The 22,200-nt window shown below is 70.0% G+C and carries 17 protein-coding genes; 9 read left to right on the forward strand and 8 right to left on the reverse strand.

Translation table 11 applies throughout. The annotated features are described in order from the left end of the window. On the forward strand, window positions 1–795 hold the full coding sequence (locus SLAV_RS29125) for an SCO1664 family protein (protein WP_030239006.1): 795 nt from the start codon (window positions 1–3) through the stop codon (window positions 793–795). Between the two features lie 110 nt (window positions 796–905). After that, window positions 906–2,135 carry a cysteine--1-D-myo-inosityl 2-amino-2-deoxy-alpha-D-glucopyranoside ligase gene (mshC, locus tag SLAV_RS29130; protein ID WP_030239009.1) on the forward strand — a complete coding sequence of 410 codons (1,230 nt, stop codon included), beginning with the start codon at window positions 906–908 and terminating at the stop codon, window positions 2,133–2,135. A 235-nt stretch (window positions 2,136–2,370) separates the two neighbouring features. Here mshC and SLAV_RS29135 read toward each other — a convergent pair whose 3' ends face one another. From SLAV_RS29135 to SLAV_RS29155, 5 genes are all read right to left on the reverse strand, one after another. After that, window positions 2,371–3,363 carry a PAC2 family protein gene (locus tag SLAV_RS29135; protein WP_030239010.1) on the reverse strand — a complete coding sequence of 331 codons (993 nt, stop codon included), beginning with the start codon at window positions 3,361–3,363 and terminating at the stop codon, window positions 2,371–2,373. Window positions 3,364–3,496: 133 nt separating this feature from the next. After that, on the reverse strand, window positions 3,497–5,098 hold the full coding sequence (locus SLAV_RS29140; RefSeq protein WP_030239012.1) for a glycerol-3-phosphate dehydrogenase/oxidase: 1,602 nt from the start codon (window positions 5,096–5,098) through the stop codon (window positions 3,497–3,499). 40 nt (window positions 5,099–5,138) lie between these two features. Continuing rightward, on the reverse strand, window positions 5,139–6,665 hold the full coding sequence (gene glpK, locus SLAV_RS29145; protein WP_030239014.1) for a glycerol kinase GlpK: 1,527 nt from the start codon (window positions 6,663–6,665) through the stop codon (window positions 5,139–5,141). Window positions 6,666–6,743: 78 nt separating this feature from the next. Next, complete coding sequence (locus SLAV_RS29150; RefSeq protein ID WP_030239016.1) at window positions 6,744–7,526, reverse strand: MIP/aquaporin family protein; 783 nt, start codon at window positions 7,524–7,526, stop codon at window positions 6,744–6,746. A gap of 324 nt (window positions 7,527–7,850) precedes the next feature. Beyond that, window positions 7,851–8,618, reverse strand: coding sequence for an IclR family transcriptional regulator (locus tag SLAV_RS29155; protein WP_030239019.1), 768 nt, complete (start codon window positions 8,616–8,618; stop codon window positions 7,851–7,853). A gap of 252 nt (window positions 8,619–8,870) precedes the next feature. On the opposite strand from SLAV_RS29155, the gene metH reads away from it, so the two are divergent. The 4 genes from metH (at window position 8,871) to SLAV_RS29175 (ending at window position 16,935) form a co-directional block, all read left to right on the forward strand. Beyond that, window positions 8,871–12,383, forward strand: coding sequence for a methionine synthase (gene metH, locus SLAV_RS29160; protein ID WP_100660987.1), 3,513 nt, complete (start codon window positions 8,871–8,873; stop codon window positions 12,381–12,383). A 110-nt stretch (window positions 12,384–12,493) separates the two neighbouring features. Beyond that, on the forward strand, window positions 12,494–13,195 hold the full coding sequence (locus SLAV_RS29165) for an HAD family hydrolase (RefSeq protein WP_030233578.1): 702 nt from the start codon (window positions 12,494–12,496) through the stop codon (window positions 13,193–13,195). 480 nt (window positions 13,196–13,675) lie between these two features. Continuing rightward, window positions 13,676–15,280, forward strand: coding sequence for an ABC transporter substrate-binding protein (locus SLAV_RS29170; RefSeq protein WP_030233581.1), 1,605 nt, complete (start codon window positions 13,676–13,678; stop codon window positions 15,278–15,280). 71 nt (window positions 15,281–15,351) lie between these two features. Next, window positions 15,352–16,935: an ABC transporter substrate-binding protein gene (locus SLAV_RS29175; RefSeq protein WP_030233583.1), complete on the forward strand. Its 1,584-nt coding sequence runs from the start codon at window positions 15,352–15,354 to the stop codon at window positions 16,933–16,935. Window positions 16,936–17,006: 71 nt separating this feature from the next. On the opposite strand, the gene SLAV_RS29180 is transcribed toward SLAV_RS29175, so the two are convergent. Next, entirely contained in the window at window positions 17,007–17,678 is a 672-nt protein-coding gene (locus SLAV_RS29180) for a response regulator (protein ID WP_030233586.1), read from the reverse strand. Between the two features lie 65 nt (window positions 17,679–17,743). After that, entirely contained in the window at window positions 17,744–18,619 is an 876-nt protein-coding gene (locus SLAV_RS29185; RefSeq protein ID WP_078950466.1) for a RecB family exonuclease, read from the reverse strand. A gap of 159 nt (window positions 18,620–18,778) precedes the next feature. On the opposite strand from SLAV_RS29185, the gene SLAV_RS29190 reads away from it, so the two are divergent. From SLAV_RS29190 to SLAV_RS29200, 3 genes are all read left to right on the forward strand, one after another. Further along, a complete protein-coding gene (locus tag SLAV_RS29190) occupies window positions 18,779–19,978 on the forward strand; it encodes a site-2 protease family protein (protein WP_051841135.1) in 1,200 nt (399 codons plus the stop codon). An 18-nt stretch (window positions 19,979–19,996) separates the two neighbouring features. Next, window positions 19,997–20,893 (forward strand): tRNA (adenine-N1)-methyltransferase, encoded by an 897-nt coding sequence (locus tag SLAV_RS29195; RefSeq protein WP_030233594.1) that lies wholly within the window; start codon window positions 19,997–19,999, stop codon window positions 20,891–20,893. 182 nt (window positions 20,894–21,075) lie between these two features. Beyond that, window positions 21,076–21,672 carry a hypothetical protein gene (locus tag SLAV_RS29200; protein WP_030233597.1) on the forward strand — a complete coding sequence of 199 codons (597 nt, stop codon included), beginning with the start codon at window positions 21,076–21,078 and terminating at the stop codon, window positions 21,670–21,672. Window positions 21,673–21,676: 4 nt separating this feature from the next. Here SLAV_RS29200 and SLAV_RS29205 read toward each other — a convergent pair whose 3' ends face one another. Then, window positions 21,677–21,997 (reverse strand): ferredoxin, encoded by a 321-nt coding sequence (locus SLAV_RS29205; protein ID WP_030233599.1) that lies wholly within the window; start codon window positions 21,995–21,997, stop codon window positions 21,677–21,679. Window positions 21,998–22,200: the final 203 nt, after the last annotated feature.

The raw sequence follows: 22,200 nt of genomic DNA on the forward strand, positions 1-22,200 counted from the left end.
GTGACCCCGATCGAGGAGCTGCTCACCCGCGGTGAGCTCACCGTCCGCGGCCGCATCGCCGAGGCCTCCAACGCCGTGCTGCTGTGCACGGTGGCCCACGAGGGCACGAGCGCGGAGTGCGTCTACAAGCCGGTCAAGGGCGAGCGCCCGCTGTGGGACTTCCCCGACGGCAACCTCGCCCGCCGCGAGCGCGCCGCCTACCTGGTCTCCGAGGCCACCGGATGGGGGCTCGTCCCCGCGACGGTCCTGCGCGACGGCCCGTACGGAGAGGGCATGGTCCAGCACTGGATCGACGCCGGGGAATCGCCGGAGGCCGGGCTGCTCGCGCTCGTCGAGGGCGAGGAGGCAGGGGAGGGCTGGAAGCCGGTCGCCCTCGCCGAGGTGGGGGAGGGCCGCACCGCCCTGCTGGTGCACGCCGACGACCCCCGGCTGCGGCGCCTGGCCGTACTCGACGCGGTGATCAACAACGGCGACCGCAAGGGCGGCCACCTGCTGCCCGCCCCCGACGGCAGGCTCTACGGCATCGACCACGGCGTGACCTTCCACGCCGAGGACAAACTGCGCACCCTGCTGTGGGGCTGGGCGGGGGAGCCGCTCACCGACGAGGCCCGGCAGGTGCTGGGCTCCCTGGAGGCGCAGCTGGCCGAGGGCGCCCCCCTCGCCACCCGGCTGGCCGAACTGATCACCCCGGTCGAGCTGGGCGCCGTACGGGCCCGTGTGGCCCTGCTGCTGCGCAACGGGACGCACCCGAAGCCCTCCGGACAGTGGCCGGCGATCCCCTGGCCGCCCGTCTGAGCGGCCACGACCCCCGACGCACAGAACCGGCCAGACCGCAAGATGGCCGATCAAGCCAACAGTGCTGCTCCGGTTCGTTTCCGGAACACTCGTCCGGTTAGGCTCGAAGCATGCATGCCTGGCCCGCTTCTGAGGTCCCCGCCCTGCCCGGCAAGGGCCGCGACCTCCAGATCCACGACACCGCGACCCAGGGGACGATCACCCTCGACCCCGGTCCCGTCGCCCGTATCTACGTCTGCGGGATCACCCCGTACGACGCGACCCACATCGGTCACGCGGCGACCTACAACGCGTTCGACCTCGTGCAGCGCGTGTGGCTCGACAACAAGCGGCAGGTTCACTACGTCCAGAACGTCACGGACGTGGACGACCCGCTCCTGGAGCGGGCGCTGCGCGACGGCCACGACTGGACCGAGCTCGCGGAACGCGAGACCGCCCTCTTCCGCGAGGACATGACCGCCCTGCGGATGCTGCCCCCGCAGCACTACATCGGCGCCGTCGAGGCCATACCCGGCATCGTGCCGCTGGTCGAGCGGCTGCGCGACGCGGGTGCCGCCTACGAGCTCGACGGGGACGTCTACTTCTCCGTGGAGTCCGACCCGCACTTCGGCGGGGTCTCCAACCTGGACGCCCAGGCGATGCGGCTGCTGTCCGCGGAGCGGGGCGGGGACCCGGACCGTCCGGGCAAGAAGAACCCCCTCGACCCGATGCTGTGGATGGCCGCGCGTCCCGGCGAGCCGAGCTGGGACGGCGGCTCCCTGGGCCGCGGACGCCCCGGCTGGCACATCGAGTGCGTCGCCATCGCCCTGGACCACCTGGGCATGGGCTTCGACATCCAGGGCGGCGGCTCCGACCTGGCCTTCCCGCACCACGAGATGGGCGCCTCGCACGCGCAGGTCCTGACGGGCGAAGCCCCGATGGCCAAGGCCTACGTCCACGCGGGCATGGTCGCGCTGCACGGCGAGAAGATGTCCAAGTCCAAGGGCAACCTGGTCTTCGTCTCCGCCCTGCGGCGGGCCGGCGTCGACCCGGCCGCCATCCGGCTGGCCCTCCTCGCCCACCACTACCGGGCCGACTGGGAGTGGACGGACGAGGTCCTCGCCGAGGCCGTGGCCCGGCTGGAGCGGTGGCGCGCGGCGGTCTCCCGGCCGGACGGCCTGCCGGCGGACGCCCTCGTCGAGGAGGTCCGCGAGGCCCTGTCGAAGGACCTGGACGCCCCGGCCGCGCTCGCGGCCGTGGACCGCTGGGTGGACGCCCAGAACGCCTCGGACGGCGACGACGAGTCGGCCCCGGGCCTGGTCTCCCGCACGGTCGACGCCCTCCTGGGCGTGGCCCTCTAGACCGGAGCAGTACGCACGGAGCGCGCCCCCCGGCCCGGCCGGGGGGCGCGCTCCGTCGTTGCGCCGCCCAGCGCGGCGCCGGATCCCTGCATGACGGTCACCGGAGGGTGCCGGGGGTCGGCGGGGCACGCGTAGAACTGCAAGGTGTACCCGCGGCCCACGGTTCGCCGGCCGGCCACAGCAGCGGACCGCCCACCGAACTCTCGTGCACGGTGGGCGAACCGGGCCGGGGCCGCTACGCCCCGTCGCCGTCCTCGCTCCCGTCGCCCCCGGAGGGGCCGTCCTGGTCCGCCGGGCCGTCCGGCTTCGGCTTCGGCTGGGGGCGGGGGCCGCCCGACAGGTCGCGGAAGTAGGAGCCCGTGTCACCGGCCGTCTCGGGACCCGCCGACGGGTCCCGCCGCCTCAGGTACCGCTCGAACTCCCGCGCGATCGCGTCCCCCGAGGCCTCCGGCAGGTCGGCGGTGTCCCGCGCCTCCTCCAGCGTCTGGACGTACTCCGCCACCTCGCTGTCCTCGGCGGCCAGTTGGTCCACCCCCAGCTGCCAGGCCCGCGCGTCCTCCGGGAGTTCGCCCAGCGGGATCCGGATGTCGATCAGGTCCTCCAGCCGGTTCAGCAGCGCCAGCGTCGCCTTCGGGTTCGGCGGCTGCGACACGTAGTGCGGCACCGCCGCCCACAGCGACACCGCCGGCATCCCGGCATGGGTGCAGGCCTCCTGCAGGACGCCCACGATCCCGGTCGGACCCTCGTACTTGGTCTCCTCCAGGTCCATCGTCCGCGCGAGGTCCGCGTCCGAGGTCACCCCGCTCACCGGAACCGGCCGGGTGTGCGGGGTGTCCCCGAGCAGCGCGCCCAGGATGACCACCATCTCCACGCCCAGCTCGACGGCGAAGCCGAGGATCTCCTCGCAGAACGACCGCCACCGCATGGACGGTTCGATGCCCCGCACCAGCACCAGGTCCCGCGGCTTCGCGCCGCCGATCCGGACCACCGACAGCCGCGTCGTGGGCCAGGTGATCTTCCTGACCCCGTTGTCCAGCCACACCGTCGGCCGGTTGACCTGGAAGTCGTAGTAGTCCTCGGCGTCCAGCGCCGCGAAGACCTCGCCCTTCCACTCCCGGTCCAGGTGCGCCACCGCACCGGAGGCGGCGTCACCCGCGTCGTTCCAGCCCTCGAACGCGGCCACCATGACCGGGTCGATCAGCTCGGGCACGCCCTCAAGCTCGATCACCCAGGTCTCCTTCCGAAGTTCCCTTGCGTACGTGGGCCAGCCTAAGCCTTGATGAGGCACCGGCCACAGCCCACGACAGAGGGGCGGTTCCCCTCGGAACCGCCCCTCTTCCCCACCTGCGGGACAGCTATGCCTACAGGCCCAGCATCTCCTCGACGCGGGTGCGCACGGCCTCGTCGTCCAGACCGCGGACCGTCACCGTGGTACGGCGGCGCAGCACGTCGTCGACCGTCTCGGCCCACTCGTGGTCACGGGCGTAGGCGACCTGCGCCCAGATCTCCGGACCGTCCGGGTGGATCCGCTCGGCCAGGGCCGGGTCCTCGTTGGCCAGGCGCGCGATGTCGAAGGCCAGCGAGCCGTAGTGCGAGGCCAGGTGGCGGGCCGTCAGCGGGTCCATGCGCGTGCCGGGCTCGCGGTCCACGAGCAGCCGGTGCGCGACGGCGTTCGGGTTGGCGACACCGGGCAGCGGGACGCGGCGCACCAGCGACTTCACCGGCTCCATGTCCTCGGTCAGCGGGCTGCCGGGCAGCTTGGCCAGCTTGTCCATGACCACACGGCCGATGTGACGGTACGTGGTCCACTTGCCGCCGGCCACCGACAGCATGCCGCCCGCGCCCTCGGAGACCACCGTCTCGCGCTTGGCCTTCTCGACGCCGCCGGGGCCGCCGGGCAGCACCCGCAGGCCGGCGAAGGCGTACGTCATCAGGGAGCGGTCGAGGTCGGCGTCCTTCACCGAGAAGGCCGCCTCGTCGAGGATCTGCTGGATGTCCGACTCGGTGGCGCGCACGTCCGCCGGGTCGCCCTCGTAGACCTCGTCGGTCGTACCGAGGAGCAGCTGGTCCTCCCACGGGAGGGCGAAGGTGATGCGGTACTTGTCGATCGGGGTGGCCATGGCGGCCTTCCACGGCGACTTGCGCTTCATGACGATGTGCGCGCCCTTGGACAGGCGGATCGACGGCATCGAGTGCTTGTCTTCCATGCGCCGCAGGTGGTCCACCCACGGGCCGGTGGCGTTGAGCACGACGCGCGCGTCGACCCCGAACTCGGTGCCGTCGAGACGGTCCTTGAGCTCGGCACCGGTGACCCGGCCGCGCGTCATGCGCAGGCCGGTGACCTCGGCGTGGTTCAGGACGACCGCGCCGGACTCGACGGCCGCGCGGACCGTCATGACCGCGACGCGGGAGTCGTTCATCTGGTGGTCGTAGTAGACCGCGACGGCCTTCAGGTTGTCCGTCTTCAGACCCGGGTTGTCGGCGACGGCGCGGGCCGGCGAGATGACCTTGCCGATCCCGTCGCCGAAGGCCGAGAGCGCCGAGTACGCGAACACGCCCGCGCCCAGCTTCGCCGCGCCGACCGGACCGCCCTTGTACACGGGCAGGTAGAAGGTCAGCGGGTTGACCAGGTGCGGGGCCACGTCCTTGGCCAGCACCCGGCGCTCGTGGTGGTTCTCGGCGACCAGCTTGACCGCGCCGGTCTGCAGGTAGCGCAGACCGCCGTGGACGAGCTTGGAGGAGGCGGAGGAGGTGGCGCCGGCGAAGTCGCCGGCGTCCACCATGGCGACCCGCAGACCCGACTGCGCGGCGTGCCAGGCCACCGAGGTGCCCAGGATGCCACCGCCGATGACGAGCAGGTCGTAGGTGGCCTTCGACAGCTGCTCACGGGTCTCGGCGCGGCTCGGGTTCGAACCGGCGGTCGGGTGCGTACCCAGGGCGGGAACGCTCTGCAGGGTGCTCATATCTCTTTCAGCTCCTCGTCGATTGACTCAGCTGGTGCGGTCAGCTGGCGTCTTCGTCGTCGACCCAGCCCATGGACCGCTCCACGGCCTTGAGCCAGCTCTTGTACTCGCGGTCCCGCTGCTCGGCGGGCATGCGCGGGGTCCACTCCGCCGCGCGGCGCCAGTTGGCGCGCAGGGCATCGGTGTCGGGCCAGAAGCCGACGGCCAGGCCGGCGGCGTAGGCGGCGCCGAGGCAGGTGGTCTCCGCGACCATGGGACGGACCACGGGGGCGTCCACGAAGTCGGAGAGGGTCTGCATCAGCAGGTTGTTGGAGGTCATGCCGCCGTCGACCTTGAGGGCCGCGAGCTCCACGCCCGAGTCCTTGGTCATGGCGTCGGTGATCTCGCGGGTCTGCCAGGCGGTGGCCTCCAGGACGGCACGGGCGATGTGCGCCTTGGTGACGTACCGGGTCAGGCCGGCGATCACACCGCGGGCGTCGGAGCGCCAGTACGGGGCGAACAGGCCGGAGAAGGCCGGTACGAAGTACGCGCCGCCGTTGTCCTCGACCGAGAGCGCGAGCGTCTCGATCTCGGCCGCGGTCTTGATCATGCCCATCTGGTCGCGCATCCACTGGACGAGCGAGCCGGTGACGGCGATGGAGCCCTCCAGGGCGTAGACCGGCTTCTGGTCGCCGATCTGGTAGCCGACCGTGGTCAGCAGGCCGCTGTAGGAGTTGATGACCTTGTCACCGGTGTTCATCAGCATGAACGTGCCGGTGCCGTACGTGGACTTGGCCTCGCCCTCGGCGAAACAGGTCTGGCCGAACAGGGCGGCCTGCTGGTCACCGAGCGCCGAGGCGACCGGGACGCCGGCGAGGACGCCGTCCTTGACGTGCCCGTAGACCTCGGCGGAGGACTTGATCTCCGGGAGGACGTTGAGCGGGACGCCCATGGACTCGGCGATCTTGTCGTCCCAGGCCAGGGTGTGCAGGTTCATCAGCATGGTGCGCGAGGCGTTGGTGACGTCGGTGACGTGCACGCCGCCCTGGGCGCCGCCGGTGAGGTTCCAGATGACCCACGAGTCCATGGTGCCGAAGAGGATGTCCCCGGCCTCGGCGCGCTCGCGCAGGCCCTCGACGTTGTCGAGCAGCCAGCGGACCTTCGGGCCTGCGAAGTACGACGCGAGGGGCAGGCCCGTCTCGCGGCGGAAGCGGTCCTGGCCGACGTTGCGGCCGAGCTCCTTGCAGAGGGCGTCGGTGCGGGTGTCCTGCCAGACCAGCGCGTTGTGCACCGGCTCGCCGGTGTTCTTGTCCCACAGGACGGTGGTCTCGCGCTGGTTGGTGATGCCGACGGCCTTGACGTCCGCGGCGGTGATCTCGGCCTTGGCGATGGCCCCGGCGACGACCTCCTGGACGTTGGTCCAGATCTCGGTGGCGTCGTGCTCGACCCAGCCCGGCTTCGGGAAGATCTGCTCGTGCTCCTTCTGGTCGACGGCGACGATGCGCCCGTCGCGGTCGAAGACGATGCAGCGGGAGGAGGTGGTGCCCTGGTCGATCGCGGCGATGAAGGGGCCGGTGCTGCTGGTCATGGTGGCTGCTCCTGGCAGATCTGTTGGGTTGGCGGAATCAGGAGGGCGGTGCGGATCTTGCGATCTTGCCGATGCTGATCAGGCGAACGCGATGTTGTACAGACCACCGGCGAGGGCGGCACCGACGAGCGGGCCGACGACCGGGATCCAGGAGTACCCCCAGTCCGAACCGCCCTTGTTGGGCAGCGGGAGCAGGGCGTGGACGATGCGCGGACCGAGGTCGCGCACCGGGTTGATGGCGTAGCCGGTCGGACCGCCCAGCGAGAGGCCGATGCCGACGACCACGAACGAGGTGATCAGGACGCCGATGACACCGAGCCCCTTGCCGTCGCCCTGGAGGCCCTGGGTCAGGATGGCCAGAACCAGAACGGCGGTACCGATGATCTCGGTCGCGAGGTTCTGCACGACATTACGGATCTCGGGGCCCGTGGAGAAGATGCCGAGCACCGGACCGGCCGTGTCGTGCGGGTGCGGGTCCTCGGGACCGAGCTTGGCGTCGCGGATGTGCTCCGGGTCGGCCAGGTGCACACGGAACTGGCCGTAGTACGTGATCCACATCAGGACCGCGCCGATCATGGCGCCCAGGAGCTGGCCGGCGAGGTAGACCGGGACGTCGCCCCACTCGCCGGTCTTGACGGCGATGCCGACGGTGACCGCCGGGTTGAGGTGCGCGCCGGAGAGCGGTGCGGAGACGTAGGCGGCGATCAGGACGGCGAAACCCCAGCCGAAGGTGATCGCGAGCCAGCCCGCGTTGCGGGCCTTGGAGCTCTTGAGCGTGACGGCGGCGCAGACGCCACCACCGAGCAGAGTGAGCAGGGCGGTACCTATGGTCTCGCCGATGAAGATGTCGGAGCTGGACACCCGCGACTCCTTTGTCTTACGTCCAGGGGTGGGCGGACACCGGGTCCCTCCGGTGGTCCACGCACTCGGTGAGTGCTGCACCGGTCCTTGGCCTCGCCATAGCCTAACGCGTATTGCCGGTAGGTGTTCGACAATGCCGACCGATGAACGGCAGTTTTCCGCCTGGGTGAAGAACGCGTCAAGGCCTGGCCAGGTCAAAGAACCGGATCGTTACCACTAGGTACGATCAGCCAAATTCAGCCATTGGGTGATCGGTAAAAGACAAAATCCACCCAAACGGCACGCGGTGGCGCCGCTGGGTGGATCAGGTGGATCAGGTCAAGCTCAGAACCGGCCCGCCCCGAGGTCGCGCGAAACCGACCGCGCGCAGTCCCGTACGGAGGCCACGAGCGCCGCCCGCGGCTCCCCGGACTCCCCGCAGACCCGCTCCACGGCCCCCGCCACCGCGACGGCGCCGACGGGCATCCGCCGCCGGTCGTGGATCGGCGCCGCCACCGAGGCGATGCCCTCCCAGGTCTCCTCGACGTCCGCGGCCCAGCCCCGGGCCCGCGTCAGGTCCAGGACCTCCTCGAAACCGGCGGCGTCGGTGACCGTACGGGGGGTGAACGCCTCCCGCTCCGCCTCCACGGCCTCCGTGTGCGCCACGGGGTCGTAGGCCGACAGGACCTTGCCCAGCGCCGTGGAGTGCAGCGGCTGCATCGCCCCCACCTCCAGCACTTGACGGCTGTCGTCCGGCCGGAACACGTGGTGCATGATCAGCACCCCGCTCTTGTGCAGCACCCCCACGTACACGCTCTCGCCGCTCGCCCGGGCCAGGTCGTCCGTCCAGACCAGCGCGCGGGCGCGCAGCTCGTGCACGTCCAGGTAGCTGTTGCCCAGGCGCAGCAGCTCCGCGCCCAGCTGATAGCGGCCCGAGGCCGGGTCCTGTTCGACGAAACCCTCGGCCTGCAGGGTGCGCAGGATCCCGTGCGCCGTGCCCTTGGCCAGGCCCAGGGAGGACGCCACGTCCGAGAGGCCCAGCCGGCGTTCCCCGCCCGCCAGGAGTCGCAGCATCGCAGCGGCTCGTTCGAGCGACTGGATGTTCCGTGCCATCGCGCAGCCTCCTGCTGACGTAGTTCGACAATGCTGAACACTATCGGTCGATGCCGACCTTGTGCATGGTCGGGCGGTTTCCGGTGCGCCGCGCGCCGCACCGTCCCCCGTCCGGGCCCCGCGCACAGAATGCAGTCCGCCACGTGGGACGACCGCACCGGGTCCGGTGCGGCGCGGTTACCCTGACGGCGTGCACCCTTGACACAGAGGGGGTGCAAAGCCGACAGCCGTCGCATCCCAGGGAGCTCAACCATGGCCTCGTTGCCGAACCCGCCCGCTGACACCCAGACCCGGGCCGATGCCCTCCGGGAGGCGCTCGCGACCCGTGTGGTCGTCGCCGACGGAGCCATGGGAACGATGCTCCAGGCGCAGGACCCCACGATGGAGGACTTCCAGCAGCTCGAAGGCTGCAACGAGGTCCTGAACGTGACGCGCCCCGACATCGTGCGCTCCGTCCACGAGGCGTACTACTCGGTGGGTGTGGACTGCGTCGAGACGAACACCTTCGGTGCGAACTTCGCGGCGCTCGCCGAGTACGACATTCCCGAGCGGAACTTCGAGCTGTCGGAGGCCGGTGCGCGGATCGCGCGTGAGGTGGCGGACGAGTTCACCGCTTCGACGGGTCAGCAGCGGTGGGTGCTGGGTTCCATCGGCCCGGGCACCAAGCTTCCCACCCTGGGCCACATCACTTACGCGCAGATCCGTGACGCCTATCAGATCAATGCGGAGGGTCTGATCTCCGGCGGGGCGGATGCCCTGCTGGTGGAGACCACGCAGGACCTGCTGCAGACGAAGTCCTCGATCATCGGTGCCCGGCGCGCGATGGAGGCCCTCGGGGTCAGCGTTCCGCTGATCTGCTCCGTCACCGTCGAGACCACCGGCACGATGCTCCTGGGTTCGGAGATCGGCGCGGCGCTGACGGCGTTGGAGCCGCTGGGGATCGACATGATCGGTCTGAACTGCGCGACCGGCCCCGCGGAGATGAGTGAGCACCTGCGCTACCTGGCGCGCAACGCCCGTATCCCGCTGTCCTGCATGCCGAACGCGGGTCTGCCGGTGCTGACGAAGCAGGGTGCGCACTATCCGCTGTCGGCTCCTGAGCTGGCGGATGCGCAGGAGACGTTCGTGCGTGAGTACGGTCTGTCTCTGGTCGGCGGCTGCTGTGGCACCACTCCGGAGCATCTGCGGCAGGTGGTGGAGCGGGTGCGTGGCACGGCCGTCACCGCGCGCAGCCCGCAGCCCGAGCCGGGTGCCGCTTCGCTGTATCAGACGGTGCCGTTCCGGCAGGACACCTCGTACATGGCGATCGGTGAGCGGACGAACGCGAACGGGTCGAAGAAGTTCCGTGAGGCGATGCTGGAGGCGCGCTGGGACGACTGTGTGGAGATGGCCCGGGACCAGATCCGTGAGGGCGCGCACATGCTCGATCTGTGTGTGGACTACGTCGGGCGTGACGGTGTCGCGGACATGCAGGAACTCGCCGGGCGTTTCGCGACCGCCTCGACGCTGCCGATCGTGCTGGACTCCACCGAGGTTCCGGTGATCCAGGCCGGTCTGGAGAAGCTGGGCGGGCGTGCGGTCATCAACTCGGTCAACTACGAGGACGGTGACGGGCCCGAGTCCCGCTTCGCGAAGGTCACGCAGCTGGCGCGGGAGCACGGTGCCGCGCTGATCGCGCTGACGATCGACGAGGAGGGCCAGGCCCGCACGGTCGGGCACAAGGTCGCCATCGCCGAGCGTCTCATCGCCGACCTGACGGGGAACTGGGGGATCCGCGAGTCGGACATCCTCATCGACACGCTCACGTTCACGATCTGCACGGGGCAGGAGGAGTCCCGTAAGGACGGCATCGCGACGATCGAGTCGATCCGTGAGCTCAAGCGCCGCCACCCCGACGTGCAGACCACCCTCGGTCTGTCGAACATCTCCTTCGGCCTGAACCCGGCCGCGCGTGTCCTGCTGAACTCCGTGTTCCTCGACGAGTGTGTGAAGGCGGGTCTGGATTCGGCGATCGTGCACGCGTCGAAGATCCTGCCGATCGCCCGGTTCGACGAGGAGCAGGTCACCACCGCCCTGGATCTGATCTACGACCGCCGTGAGGGTGACTACGACCCGCTGCAGAAGCTGATGGCCCTCTTCGAGGGCGTCAACACCAAGTCCCTGAAGGCCGGCCGCGCCGAGGAACTCCTCGCCCTGCCGCTGGATGAACGCCTCCAGCGCCGCATCATCGACGGCGAGAAGAACGGTCTGGAGGCCGACCTCGACGAAGCCCTGCGGACACGCCCGGCCCTGGACATCGTCAACGACACGCTCCTGGAAGGCATGAAGGTCGTCGGTGAGCTGTTCGGCTCCGGCCAGATGCAGCTGCCCTTCGTCCTGCAGTCGGCGGAGGTGATGAAGACGGCCGTCGCCTACCTCGAACCGCACATGGAGAAGACGGACGACGAGGGCAAGGGCACGATCGTGCTGGCCACCGTCCGCGGGGACGTCCACGACATCGGGAAGAACCTCGTCGACATCATCCTGACGAACAACGGCTACAACGTCGTCAACATCGGGATCAAGCAGCCGGTCTCCGCGATCCTGGAGGCCGCGCAGGAACACAAGGCCGACGTGATCGGCATGTCGGGTCTCCTGGTCAAGTCCACCGTGATCATGAAGGAGAACCTGGAGGAGCTCAACCAGCGCAAGCTGGCCGCGGACTACCCCGTCATCCTCGGCGGCGCCGCCCTCACCCGCGCCTACGTCGAACAGGACCTCCACGAGATCTACGAAGGCGAAGTCCGCTACGCACGCGACGCCTTCGAAGGCCTCCGCCTCATGGACGCCCTCATCGCCGTCAAGCGAGGCGTCCCCGGTGCCGCCCTCCCCGAGCTCAAGCAGCGCCGCGTCGCCAAGCGGACCAGCCCCGCCCTCCAGGAGGAGGAGCCGCAGGAGCCGGGCGGCCGCTCCGACGTGGCCGTCGACAATCCCGTCCCCACGCCGCCCTTCTGGGGCACCCGCGTGGTCAAGGGCATCCCGCTCAAGGACTACGCCTCCTGGCTGGACGAGGGCGCCCTGTTCAAGGGCCAGTGGGGTCTGAAGCAGGCCCGCGCGGGCGGTGCCACGTACGAGGAGCTCGTCGAGAGCGAGGGCCGTCCACGCCTGCGCGGCCTCCTGGAGAAGCTGCACACCGAGAACCTGCTCGAAGCGGCGGTCGTCTACGGCTACTTCCCCTGCGTCTCCAAGGGCGACGACCTGATCATCCTCGACGAGCAGGGCAACGAGCGGACCCGCTTCACCTTCCCTCGCCAGCGCCGCGGCCGGCGCCTGTGCCTCGCGGACTTCTTCCGCCCCGAGGAGTCCGGCGAGACCGACGTGGTCGGCCTCCAGGTGGTCACCGTGGGTTCGAAGATCGGCGAGGCCACCGCCAAGCTGTTCGAGTCCGACTCCTACCGCGAGTACCTGGAGCTGCACGGCCTGTCCGTCCAGCTCGCCGAGGCCATGGCCGAGTACTGGCACGCCCGCGTCCGCGCCGAGCTCGGCTTCGGCGGCGAGGACCCGGCCGCCGTGGAGGACATGTTCGACCTCAAGTACCGGGGAGCCCGCTTCTCCCTCGGCTACGGCGCCTGCCCCGACCTGGAGGACCGGGCGAAGATCGCCGACCTCCTCCAGCCGGAGCGGATCGGCGTCCACCTCTCGGAGGAGTTCCAGCTCCACCCCGAGCAGTCCACCGACGCCATCGTGATTCACCACCCCGAAGCGAAGTATTTCAACGCACGCTGAGACGGACCGGCGTACACTGGTCGGTCCCATACAGGCCGGTCACCTGGTACCGAGGGGTTGCCCCCACGGCGAGGTGACCGGCCTTGTCGTCCCCTACGAGAGGCGTACGCATGACCAGCACCGTTCCCGCTCCCGTCGCCCGCACGGCGGACGGGCACGCCCTGCAGGCGGTGCTCCTCGACATGGACGGCACCCTCGTGGACACCGAGGGCTTCTGGTGGGAGATCGAGGCCGACATCTTCCGGGAACTCGGCCACCGGCTCGACGACTCCTGGCGCGACATCGTGGTCGGCGGCCCCATGAGCCGCAGCGCGGCCTTCCTCATCGAGGCCACCGGGGCCGCCATCGGCCTCGCCGAGCTGAGCGTGCTGCTCAACGAGCGCTTCGAGGCCCGCATCGCCGACCAGGTCCCGCTGATGCCCGGTGCCGAACGGCTGCTGAGCGAACTGGCCCGGCACAACGTGCCCACCGCCCTGGTCTCCGCCTCCCACCGCCGGGTCATCGACCAGGTGCTGCTCACCCTCGGCCGCGACCGGTTCACCATGACCGTCGCCGGGGACGAGGTCCCGCGCACCAAGCCGCACCCCGACCCGTACCTGCTGGCCGCCAGCACCCTGGGCGCGCACCCCTCGCGGTGCGCGGTCATCGAGGACACCGCCACCGGGGTCGCGGCCGCCGAGGCCGCCGGCTGCCGGGTCGTGGCCGTGCCCTCCGTCGGCCGGATCGAGCCGGCCCCGGGCCGCACCGTCGTGGCCTCGCTCGAAGACGTGGACCTGCCGTTCCTGCGGTCCCTCATCACTCCGCTGAACTAACCGCGCACGCTCCGTACCGAACGGAACGGGGGTGGGGCCAAGGTCCCACGAGAGGATCTTCCGCCCCCACCCCCGGAGGCCGAAATTCCATCCTGCCCGGGAGCGTTGCAGCGGGTGACCTTGGTCACCCGGGGAGCCCCGGAGGGGCCCGCCGGAGTGCCCCGAGCCCTTCCCATGTGTCCGGATTGATCATCTCCTGACCCCATCTGCGAAGACTCCGGCATAAGCGGTCAGTCCGCTCCCATCACGGTGCGATTACGCCCCAACTCCTGCCGGTTCCAGCCATCCCGTCCCGGGCCACTAATGTCGATGCGGGCACTCCGCACGCACCTCTGCCGCACCGGCCGCACACCCCTGCGCCGGTACCGCGTGGACCGATCGTCAAACACCGGCCCGATCGTTCCGCCCTCACCGGGCGACCGCCGCGAAGTGCCCTCTACGCCGCTTTGACCAAGTGCCGGGTGAGGGAGTACTTCCAGCATGAACCGCAAGACCATGGTGCTGACGGCCGCGATCGGCCTGCTCACCCCCGCGCTGTCCGCATGCGGCAGCGCGAGCGGCGGAGGAGCAGCGTCCGGAGCGATCGTCGTCGGGACCACCGACCGGTTCGAAGCCGCCGACTACGCCCCCGCCCCCTTCGACCCCGCCTACGCCTACGACGCCGGTGCCTGGAACGTCCTGCGCCAGACCGTCCAGACGCTGATGCACACCCCGCGGGGCGGCGGCCAGCCCGTCCCCGAAGCCGCGTCCGACTGCCGCTTCACCGACACGGGCAACGAGAGCTACCGCTGCGTCCTGCGGCCCGACCTGAAGTTCGCGAACGGCGACCCGCTCACCGCCAAGGACGTCAAGTTCTCCATCGACCGCGTCCTGGCGATCAAGGCGGAGAACGGCCCCTCCTCCCTCCTCTCCACCCTGGACACCGTCGAGGTCAAGGGCGCCGACACGGTCGTCTTCCACCTGAAGACCGCCGACGCGACCTTCCCGTACAAGCTCTCCACCCCCGCCGCCGGCATCGTCAGCGAGAAGAACTACGACGCCAAGAAGCTGCGCCCCGGCTTCGCCGTCGACGGCTCCGGCCCGTACACGATGAAGGCCGAGGTCAAGGACGACCACCTCGTCCGCGCCGTCTTCACCAAGAACCCGCACTACAAGGGCGACATCAAGCTGCAGAACGACAAGGTCGAGCTGCGCACCTTCGCGGACTCCGCGTCCATGGGCAAGGCCCTCACCGACGGCTCCGTCCACATGGTCTCCCGCACCCTGGCGCCCGCCCAGATCGCCGACTTCTCCGCCAAGCCGCCCAAGGGCGTCAAGCTCGTCCCCATGCCCGGCCTGGAGATCCGCTACCTCGGCTTCAACACCGACGCCCCGGTCGTCAAGGACAAGGCCGTACGCCAGGCCCTCGCCGCCGCCGTCGACCGCAACAACGTCATCTCCAAGGTCTACGGCAAGTCCGCGCAGCCCCTGTACTCGCTGGTCCCCACCACCGTCACCGGCCACGTCAACTCGTTCTTCAACAAGTACGGCGAGGCCAACACCGCCAAGGCCGCGAGCCTGCTCAAGGACGCCGGGATCAAGACCCCCGTCAAGCTCACCCTGAACTACACCAAGGACCACTACGGCGACGGCACCGCCGCCGAGTTCGAGGCCCTCAAGACCCAGCTGAACTCCACCCAGCTGTTCGACATCACCGTCCAGGGCAACGACTGGTCCGACTTCCGGCCCGCGCAGAAGAAGGGCGACTACGCCGCCTACGGGCTCGGCTGGTTCCCCGACTACCCGGACGCCGACAACTTCCTCGCCCCCTTCCTGGAGGCCGACAACTTCCTGGGCACGCCGTACGCCAACACCACGGTGCGCACCAGGCTCATCCCCGACTCCCGGCGCGCGGCCGACCGCAACACCGCCGCACCCGCGATCGCGGACATGCAGGACATCGTCGCCGAGGACGTACCCGTCCTGCCCCTGTGGCAGGGCAAGCAGTACGTCGCCGCACGCGACGGGATCACCGGGGTGGAGTGGTCGGTCAACGCCATCTCCGACCTCCAGCTGTGGGAACTCGGCCGGGGTGTCAGCGGCTGAGACCGGCAGGAACCGGCGGCGGACGTCGCAGGCCGGCGCAACGACCAGACAAGACTGTGAAGGACATTCGCGTGAAGAGACGTAACCAGTGGTTGGCGGCCCCGCTCGGCGCGGCCACCGCCGCCGCGCTGCTCAGCGGTTGCGGTTCGACCGATGGCGCCAACGCCGGCAGCGGCAAGGGCGTGGTCATGGGGATATCCGACAAGGTGAAGTCGACCGACCCGGCCGCGGGCTACGACCCGGGTTCCTGGCTGCTCTTCAACAACGTCTTCCAGTCGCTGCTCAGCTTCCCCAAGGGCGGCACGACCCCCGAGCCCGACGCCGCGCAGTCCTGCGGCTTCGAGGGTGCCGACAGCAAGCAGTTCAAGTGCGTCCTGCGCACCGGCCTGAAGTTCAGCAACGGCCACAGCCTCACCTCGAAGGACGTCAAGTTCTCCTTCGAGCGCACGCTGAAGATCAACGACGACGCGGGCCCGGCCGTCATGCTGTCCTCGATCGCCGGCATCGACACCCCGGACGAGAAGACCGTCGTCTTCCGCCTCAAGACGTCCGACGCGACCTTCCCCAGCAAGATCGCATCGGGCGCGGGCTCCATCGTCGACCACGCCGAGTACCCGGCGAACAAGCTCCGCACCGACGGCAAGGCCATCGGCTCCGGCGTCTACAAGCTGGACTCCATCAACGAGAAGAGCGCCAGCTTCTCCGTCAACGAGTCCTACAGCGGCAAGGCCAAGGCCAAGAACACCGGCGTCACGCTGAAGTTCTTCAACGGCGACCAGGCCGGCCTCAAGACGGTCCTGGAGAGCGGCGACGTCGACTTCGCCTTCCGCGGCCTCGCCGCCAAGGACATCGCCGCCCTCGCCGCCGTCAAGACCGGCGACAACAAGGTCGACGTCGTCCAGGGCACCGGCGCCGAAGTCGAGCACATGGTCTTCAACGTCAACGACCCCGTCGTCGGCAAGCTCCCGGTGCGCAAGGCCATCGCCTACCTCATCGACCGCGAAGCGCTCGTCAAGGACGTGTACGCGGGCACCGCCGCCCCGCTCTACTCCATCGTCCCCGCCGGCATCGCCGGACACACCACCCCCTTCTTCGACCGCTACGGCGGCAGCCCCCAGGTCGAGAAGGCCAAGGCGGTCCTGAAGGCCGCCAACATCACCGGCAAGGTCAAGCTCACCCTGTACTCCACGCCGTCCCGCTACGGCCCCTCCACCGACCAGCAGTTCCAGGTCATCGCCAAGCAGCTCAACGACAGCGGCCTCTTCGAGGCCGACATGAAGTCCGTCGAGTACGAGCAGTACGAGAAGGACATCCAGGACGGCAAGTACGGCGTCTACGTCAAGGGCTGGGTCCCCGACTACCCGGACGCCGACAACTTCACGCAGCCGTTCTTCGGCCCGGACAACGTCCTGCACAACAACTACGACAACAAGGAGATCACCGGGACGCTCATCCCGGCGACCAACACCAAGTCCGACCGCACCGCGGCCAACACGGACTACACCCGTCTCCAGGACATCGTCGCCGACGAGCTCCCGCTCATCCCGCTCTGGCAGGGCAAGCAGTACGCCGTCACCCGCCAGAACGTCACCGGCCTCCAGTGGTCCCTGGACGCCTCCACGGTCTTCCGCTTCTGGGAGATCAGCAAGGGCTGACCCGGCCCCGCGCACGACGAAGGGCCGGCAGCCGCCCACGCGGCCGCCGGCCCTTCCGCGATCCCGCCCCGCTACTGGGCGCCGGGACGCACCAGCCCGCTCTCGTACGCGTACACCGCCGCCTGCACCCGGTCCCGCAGCCCCAGCTTCGTCAGCACGTGACCCACGTGCGTCTTCACCGTCGTCTCGCTCACGAACAGGTCCGCCGCGATCTCCGCGTTCGACAACCCCCGGGCCACCAGCTTGAGCACCTCCACCTCGCGCTCCGTCAGCGTCCCCAGCGTGTCCGGCAGACTCTCCTCACCCGACGGCAGGTGCCCCGCGTACTTGTCCAGCAGCCGCCGCGTGATGCTCGGAGCCAGCATCGCCTCGCCCCCCGCGACCACCCGGATCGCCTGCACCAGCTCGTTCGCCGGGGCGTCCTTCAGCAGGAAGCCGCTCGCCCCCGCCCGCAGCGCCTCCACCACGTACTCGTCCAGGTCGAACGTCGTCAGCACCAGCACCTTCGCCGGCCCGTTCCGCTCCGGACCCGTGATCTGCCGCGTCGCCTCCACCCCGTCCATCCGCGGCATCCGGATGTCCATCAGCACCACGTCGGGCTGCAGCGCCCGCACCTGGTCCAGCGCCTGCAGACCGTCCCCGGCCTCACCCACCACCACCAGGTCCTGCTCGGCCTCCAGGATCATCCGGAAACCGGTGCGCAGCAGTGGCTGGTCGTCGACCAGCAGGACGCGGATCGCCACGGGGTGTACCTCGAATTCGTCGGACGGCATCGGCGGACCCCGCCCATTGTGCCCTGACCGGACGATCAGGAACCGGCCGGCCGGTCCGCCCCCGGCCTCGGCGTGATCACCAGCGGATACGCCGGGGGAGTCCCCCCGAACTCCGGACACACCGCCTGATGATCACACCAGCCGCACAGCTTCGTCGGCCGCGGCCGCCAGTCCCCCGTCTCCGTCGCCTCGCTGATGGCCTCCCACAACGCGTGCAGCTTGCGCTCCACCCGCTCCAGATCCGCCACCACCGGGTCGTACGTCAGCACGTCCCCACTGCCCAGGTACACCAGCTGCAGCCGCCGCGGCACCACCTGCTTCAGCCGCCACACCACCAGCGCGTAGAACTTCATCTGGAACAGCGCGCCCTCGGCGTACTCCGGCCGCGGCGCCTTCCCCGTCTTGTAGTCGACGATCCGCACCTCACCCGACGGCGCCACATCCACCCGGTCGATGATCCCCCGCAGGCGCAGCCCCGACTCCAGCTCCGTCTCCACGAAGAACTCCCGCTCCACCGGCTCCAGCCGCGTCGGGTCCTCCAGCGTGAACCACCGCTCCACCAGCGCCTCGGCCTCCGTCAGCCAGCGCGCCAGCCCCGCACCCTCGTCCCCCTCGGGGAACAGCTCCGCCAGCTCCGGCTTCGCCTGCAGCAACCGGTCCCACTGCCCCGGGACCAGGGCCTTCGCCACCGGCGCCGTCCGCTCCGCCGCGGGATGATCGAAGAGCCGCTCCAGCACCGCGTGCACCAGCGTGCCCCGCGTCGCCGCCGCACTCGGCTTCTCCGGCAGCTTGTCGATCACCCGGAACCGGTACAGCAGCGGACACTGCATGAAATCACCCGCCCGCGAAGGCGACAGCGAGGTGGGCCGGGCAGCAGCCGGGGAAGGATCGGCACCGGGGATCGTCGTCATGCGGGAAACCCTACGGCCCACCGCCGACAGCACGCGCATACCATCGACTCCGGCGCCCTCGCACTGCATGATCGGAGCATCACACCGCGCTACCGCACCAAGCGCCCAACCCACGACGTGGACCACACTGGAACCACCGGCACCGAACGAAGGACAACCGTGGCAGACACCGACGAAACCGGCGAGCGCACGGCCAAGCGCTCCGACCCGGGCGGCGGGATCCTCATGGGCCGCCCCTTCGGCGTACCCGTCTACGTCTCGCCCAGCTGGTTCCTCGTCGCCGCCCTCATCACCTGGGTCTTCGGCGACCGGCTCGACCAGGTCCTGCCCGACCTCGGGCCCGCCCGCTACCTCGTCTCCCTCTTCTTCGCCGTCGCCTTCTACGCCTCCGTCCTCGTCCACGAACTCGCGCACACCATCGCCGCGCTCCGCTTCAAACTCCCCGTGCGCCGCATCCAGCTCCAGTTCTTCGGCGGAGTCTCCGAGATCGAGAAGGAATCCGAGACACCCGGCCGCGAATTCGTCCTCGCCTTCGTCGGCCCCCTCCTCTCCCTCGTCCTCGCCGGACTCTTCTACCTCGGCATGAAGGCCGTCGACCCCGCCACCGTCCCCGGCGTCCTCCTCGCCGGCCTCATGATCTCCAACCTCCTCGTCGCCGCCTTCAACCTCCTGCCCGGCCTCCCCCTCGACGGCGGACGCATGCTCCGCGCCGTCATCTGGGGCATCACCGGCAAACCCATGACCGGCACCGTCGCCGCCGCCTGGGTCGGCCGCGGCCTCGCCGTCACCGTCCTCCTCGGCCTCCCCCTGCTCACCCACACCGGACTCCTCGGCAACCGCACCCAGGAGATCGGCGGCATGGACACCGTCATGGACGCCCTCCTCGCCGCCATCCTCGCCGCGATCATCTGGACCGGCGCCGGCAACAGCCTCCGCCTCGCCCGCCTGCGCGAACACCTCCCCGAACTCCAGGCCCGCGCCCTCACCCGCCGCGCCATCCCCGTCGAGAACGCCACCCCGCTCTCCGAGGCCCTCCGCCGCGCCAACGAAGCAGGAGCCCGCGCCCTCGTCGTCGTCGACGGCCACGGCGACCCCACCGCCATCGTCCGCGAGACCGCCATCGCCTCCGTCCCCGAACACCGCCGCCCCTGGGTCGCCGTCAGCACCCTCGCCCAGGACCTCACCGACGGCATGAAGGTTTCAGCCGAGCTCACCGGCGAAGAACTCCTCGACCACCTCCGCACCACCCCCGCCAGCGAATACCTCGTCCTCGAAACCACCGGCGAGATCTACGGCGTCCTGTCCACCCTCGACGTCGAGAAGGCCTTCGTGAAGGCCATGGCGCGGCCCCAGTCCTGAAGCCAATACACTGGTCACATGTCCGAACCGACCGGTGCCGCCCGCCGACGCGGGCCCTTCGAGGTCGGGGACCAGGTTCAGCTCACCGACCCCAAGGGCCGCCACTACACGTTCACGCTCGAAGCCGGGAAGAATTTCCACACCCACAAGGGTTCCTTCCCGCACGACGAGCTGATCGGTGCTCCCGAGGGCAGTGTTGTCCGCACCACGGGCAACGTCGCGTACCTCGCGCTGCGCCCCCTGCTCCCCGACTATGTCCTGTCCATGCCCCGCGGCGCCGCCGTGGTCTACCCCAAGGACGCGGGCCAGATCCTGGCCTTCGCCGACATCTTCCCCGGCGCCCGCGTCGTGGAAGCAGGAGTGGGCTCCGGCTCCCTGAGCAGCTTCCTGCTGCGCGCCATCGGCGACCAGGGCATGCTCCACAGCTACGAGCGCCGCGCGGACTTCGCCGAGATCGCCACCGCCAACGTCGAACGCTACTTCGGCGGCCCCCACCCCGCGTGGCAGCTGACCGTGGGCGACCTCCAGGACAACCTGTCCGACACCGACGTCGACCGCGTGATCCTCGACATGCTCGCCCCCTGGGAGTGCCTGGAGGCCGTCTCCAAGGCCCTCGTCCCCGGCGGCATCCTCTGCTGCTACGTGGCCACCACCACCCAGCTCTCGCGCACCGTCGAGTCCATCCGCGAATTCGGCTGCTACGCCGAACCGCAGCCGTGGGAATCGATGATCCGCAACTGGCACGTCGAGGGCCTCGCCGTCCGCCCGGACCACCGGATGATCGGCCACACCGGCTTCCTCGTCACCGCCCGGCGCCTCGCCGACGGCGTCGAGCCCCCCATGCGCCGCCGCCGCCCCTCCAAGGGCGCCTACGGCGAGGACTACGACGGCCCCGGCAGCGACCGCTCCGCCTAGGCCCCGCCCTCACGCCCAACACGAAAGCGCTGTGGCGCAGTTCCCCGGACCACCCGGAGAACTGCGCCACAGCGCCTTTTCGTTGCACCCGGGACACCGACCCGGACCCGGCCGTTCCACCCCGGTGTGAGGTATGGCACGATGCTGGCTCCCCGTCACCCTTCGCACAGGAGACACCCCGCGTGCTGCACAGCCCCACCCCGCCGAACCCGGCACTGGACGTCCTGGCGCACCACCACACCCGACCCGTCCACTGGGTCGCCACCGCCTGCGCCATGGCGGCCGTCATAGCCGGCGCGGGACTGCTCCAGCCGGACCGGGCCACCGGGGCCACCCCCGGCCCCACCGCCGCGAGCGGCCCGCCGGCCACCGCCCCCGACGCGCACGCCGTCACCTACCCCCTCGACTGCAAGGGGGCCCCGCAGGCCGTCACGGACACCGCCGAAGGCGACCTCGACGGCGACGGCAACCCCGAGACGGTCGCCGCCGTACGCTGCGACGCCGGCTCCGGCACCCCGCCCCACGCGATCTACGTACTCGCCCGGGGCAAGGAAGCGGGCGCCGCCCCCCGCGTCGTCGCCACCCTCCTCGACGCCGCCCGACGGCAGACCGCCACCGAACTCACGGTGAGCGACGGAACCGTCACCGCCCGTCTCCTCGGCTACTCCTCGCCCTCGGTCCCGCGCTACAGCCCGGACGTGAAGCAGCTCGCCAAGTGGCGCTGGACCGGCGGGAAATTCCGCCAGGAGCTGACGGACTCGTCCGTCACACGTGTTTGAAGCGTCACTCCGCGTCCGGGCCGTACACCTCGACCCTGTCCGAAACGCGCCTTACGTGAATGCAGTCACCCGGACATTCCTTCGCCGAGTCGACCACGTCCTGGAGCAGCGTCAGCGGAACCGGAGTGGTCGCCCCCGCGTCCTGCAGCAGCTCGTCCTCCGGGCTCTTCACGTACGCCAGACCATCGATGTCCAGCTCGAACACCTCCGGCGCGTACTGCACGCAGATGCCGTCCCCGGTGCAGAGGTCCTGATCGATCCAGACCTCCAGCGGCTCCCCGGCCTCACCGGTACCGCCCGTCGGGGCCTCCTGCTGCACGGTCATATCTCCTGCCGTTTCCTGCCCTGAGTGATCCGTCCCGGACACAACTCGCGACAAGTCGCGCGAGCCCTGACGGGTGTTGAACAGTTCGACCTTACAACCGGCTGCTTTCCGATGTTGAAGGGTGGGTATTTCCCTGGCGTGAGGGAGTACGCAAGGGTGAAGATCGGACACACCTCTACCGTCTTTGTGATCTAGGGGTTTCA

Source organism: Streptomyces lavendulae subsp. lavendulae, from assembly GCF_002803845.1.
Lineage (GTDB): Bacteria > Actinomycetota > Actinomycetes > Streptomycetales > Streptomycetaceae > Streptomyces > Streptomyces lavendulae.

What these genes read in the sequence shown, in the direction of transcription:
- SLAV_RS29205 (WP_030233599.1), bottom strand. Translation starts at nt 21,997, where the DNA reads ATGACCGTGCAGCAGGAGGCCCCGACGGGCGGTACCGGTGAGGCCGGG.
- SLAV_RS29140 (WP_030239012.1), bottom strand. Translation starts at nt 5,098, where the DNA reads ATGAGCACCCTGCAGAGCGTTCCCGCCCTGGGTACGCACCCGACCGCC.
- SLAV_RS29155 (WP_030239019.1), bottom strand. Translation starts at nt 8,618, where the DNA reads ATGGCACGGAACATCCAGTCGCTCGAACGAGCCGCTGCGATGCTGCGA.
- SLAV_RS29165 (WP_030233578.1), top strand. Translation starts at nt 12,494, where the DNA reads ATGACCAGCACCGTTCCCGCTCCCGTCGCCCGCACGGCGGACGGGCAC.
- glpK (WP_030239014.1), bottom strand. Translation starts at nt 6,665, where the DNA reads ATGACCAGCAGCACCGGCCCCTTCATCGCCGCGATCGACCAGGGCACC.
- SLAV_RS29185 (WP_078950466.1), bottom strand. Translation starts at nt 18,619, where the DNA reads ATGACGACGATCCCCGGTGCCGATCCTTCCCCGGCTGCTGCCCGGCCC.
- SLAV_RS29170 (WP_030233581.1), top strand. Translation starts at nt 13,676, where the DNA reads ATGAACCGCAAGACCATGGTGCTGACGGCCGCGATCGGCCTGCTCACC.
- SLAV_RS29195 (WP_030233594.1), top strand. Translation starts at nt 19,997, where the DNA reads ATGTCCGAACCGACCGGTGCCGCCCGCCGACGCGGGCCCTTCGAGGTC.
- metH (WP_100660987.1), top strand. Translation starts at nt 8,871, where the DNA reads ATGGCCTCGTTGCCGAACCCGCCCGCTGACACCCAGACCCGGGCCGAT.
- mshC (WP_030239009.1), top strand. Translation starts at nt 906, where the DNA reads ATGCATGCCTGGCCCGCTTCTGAGGTCCCCGCCCTGCCCGGCAAGGGC.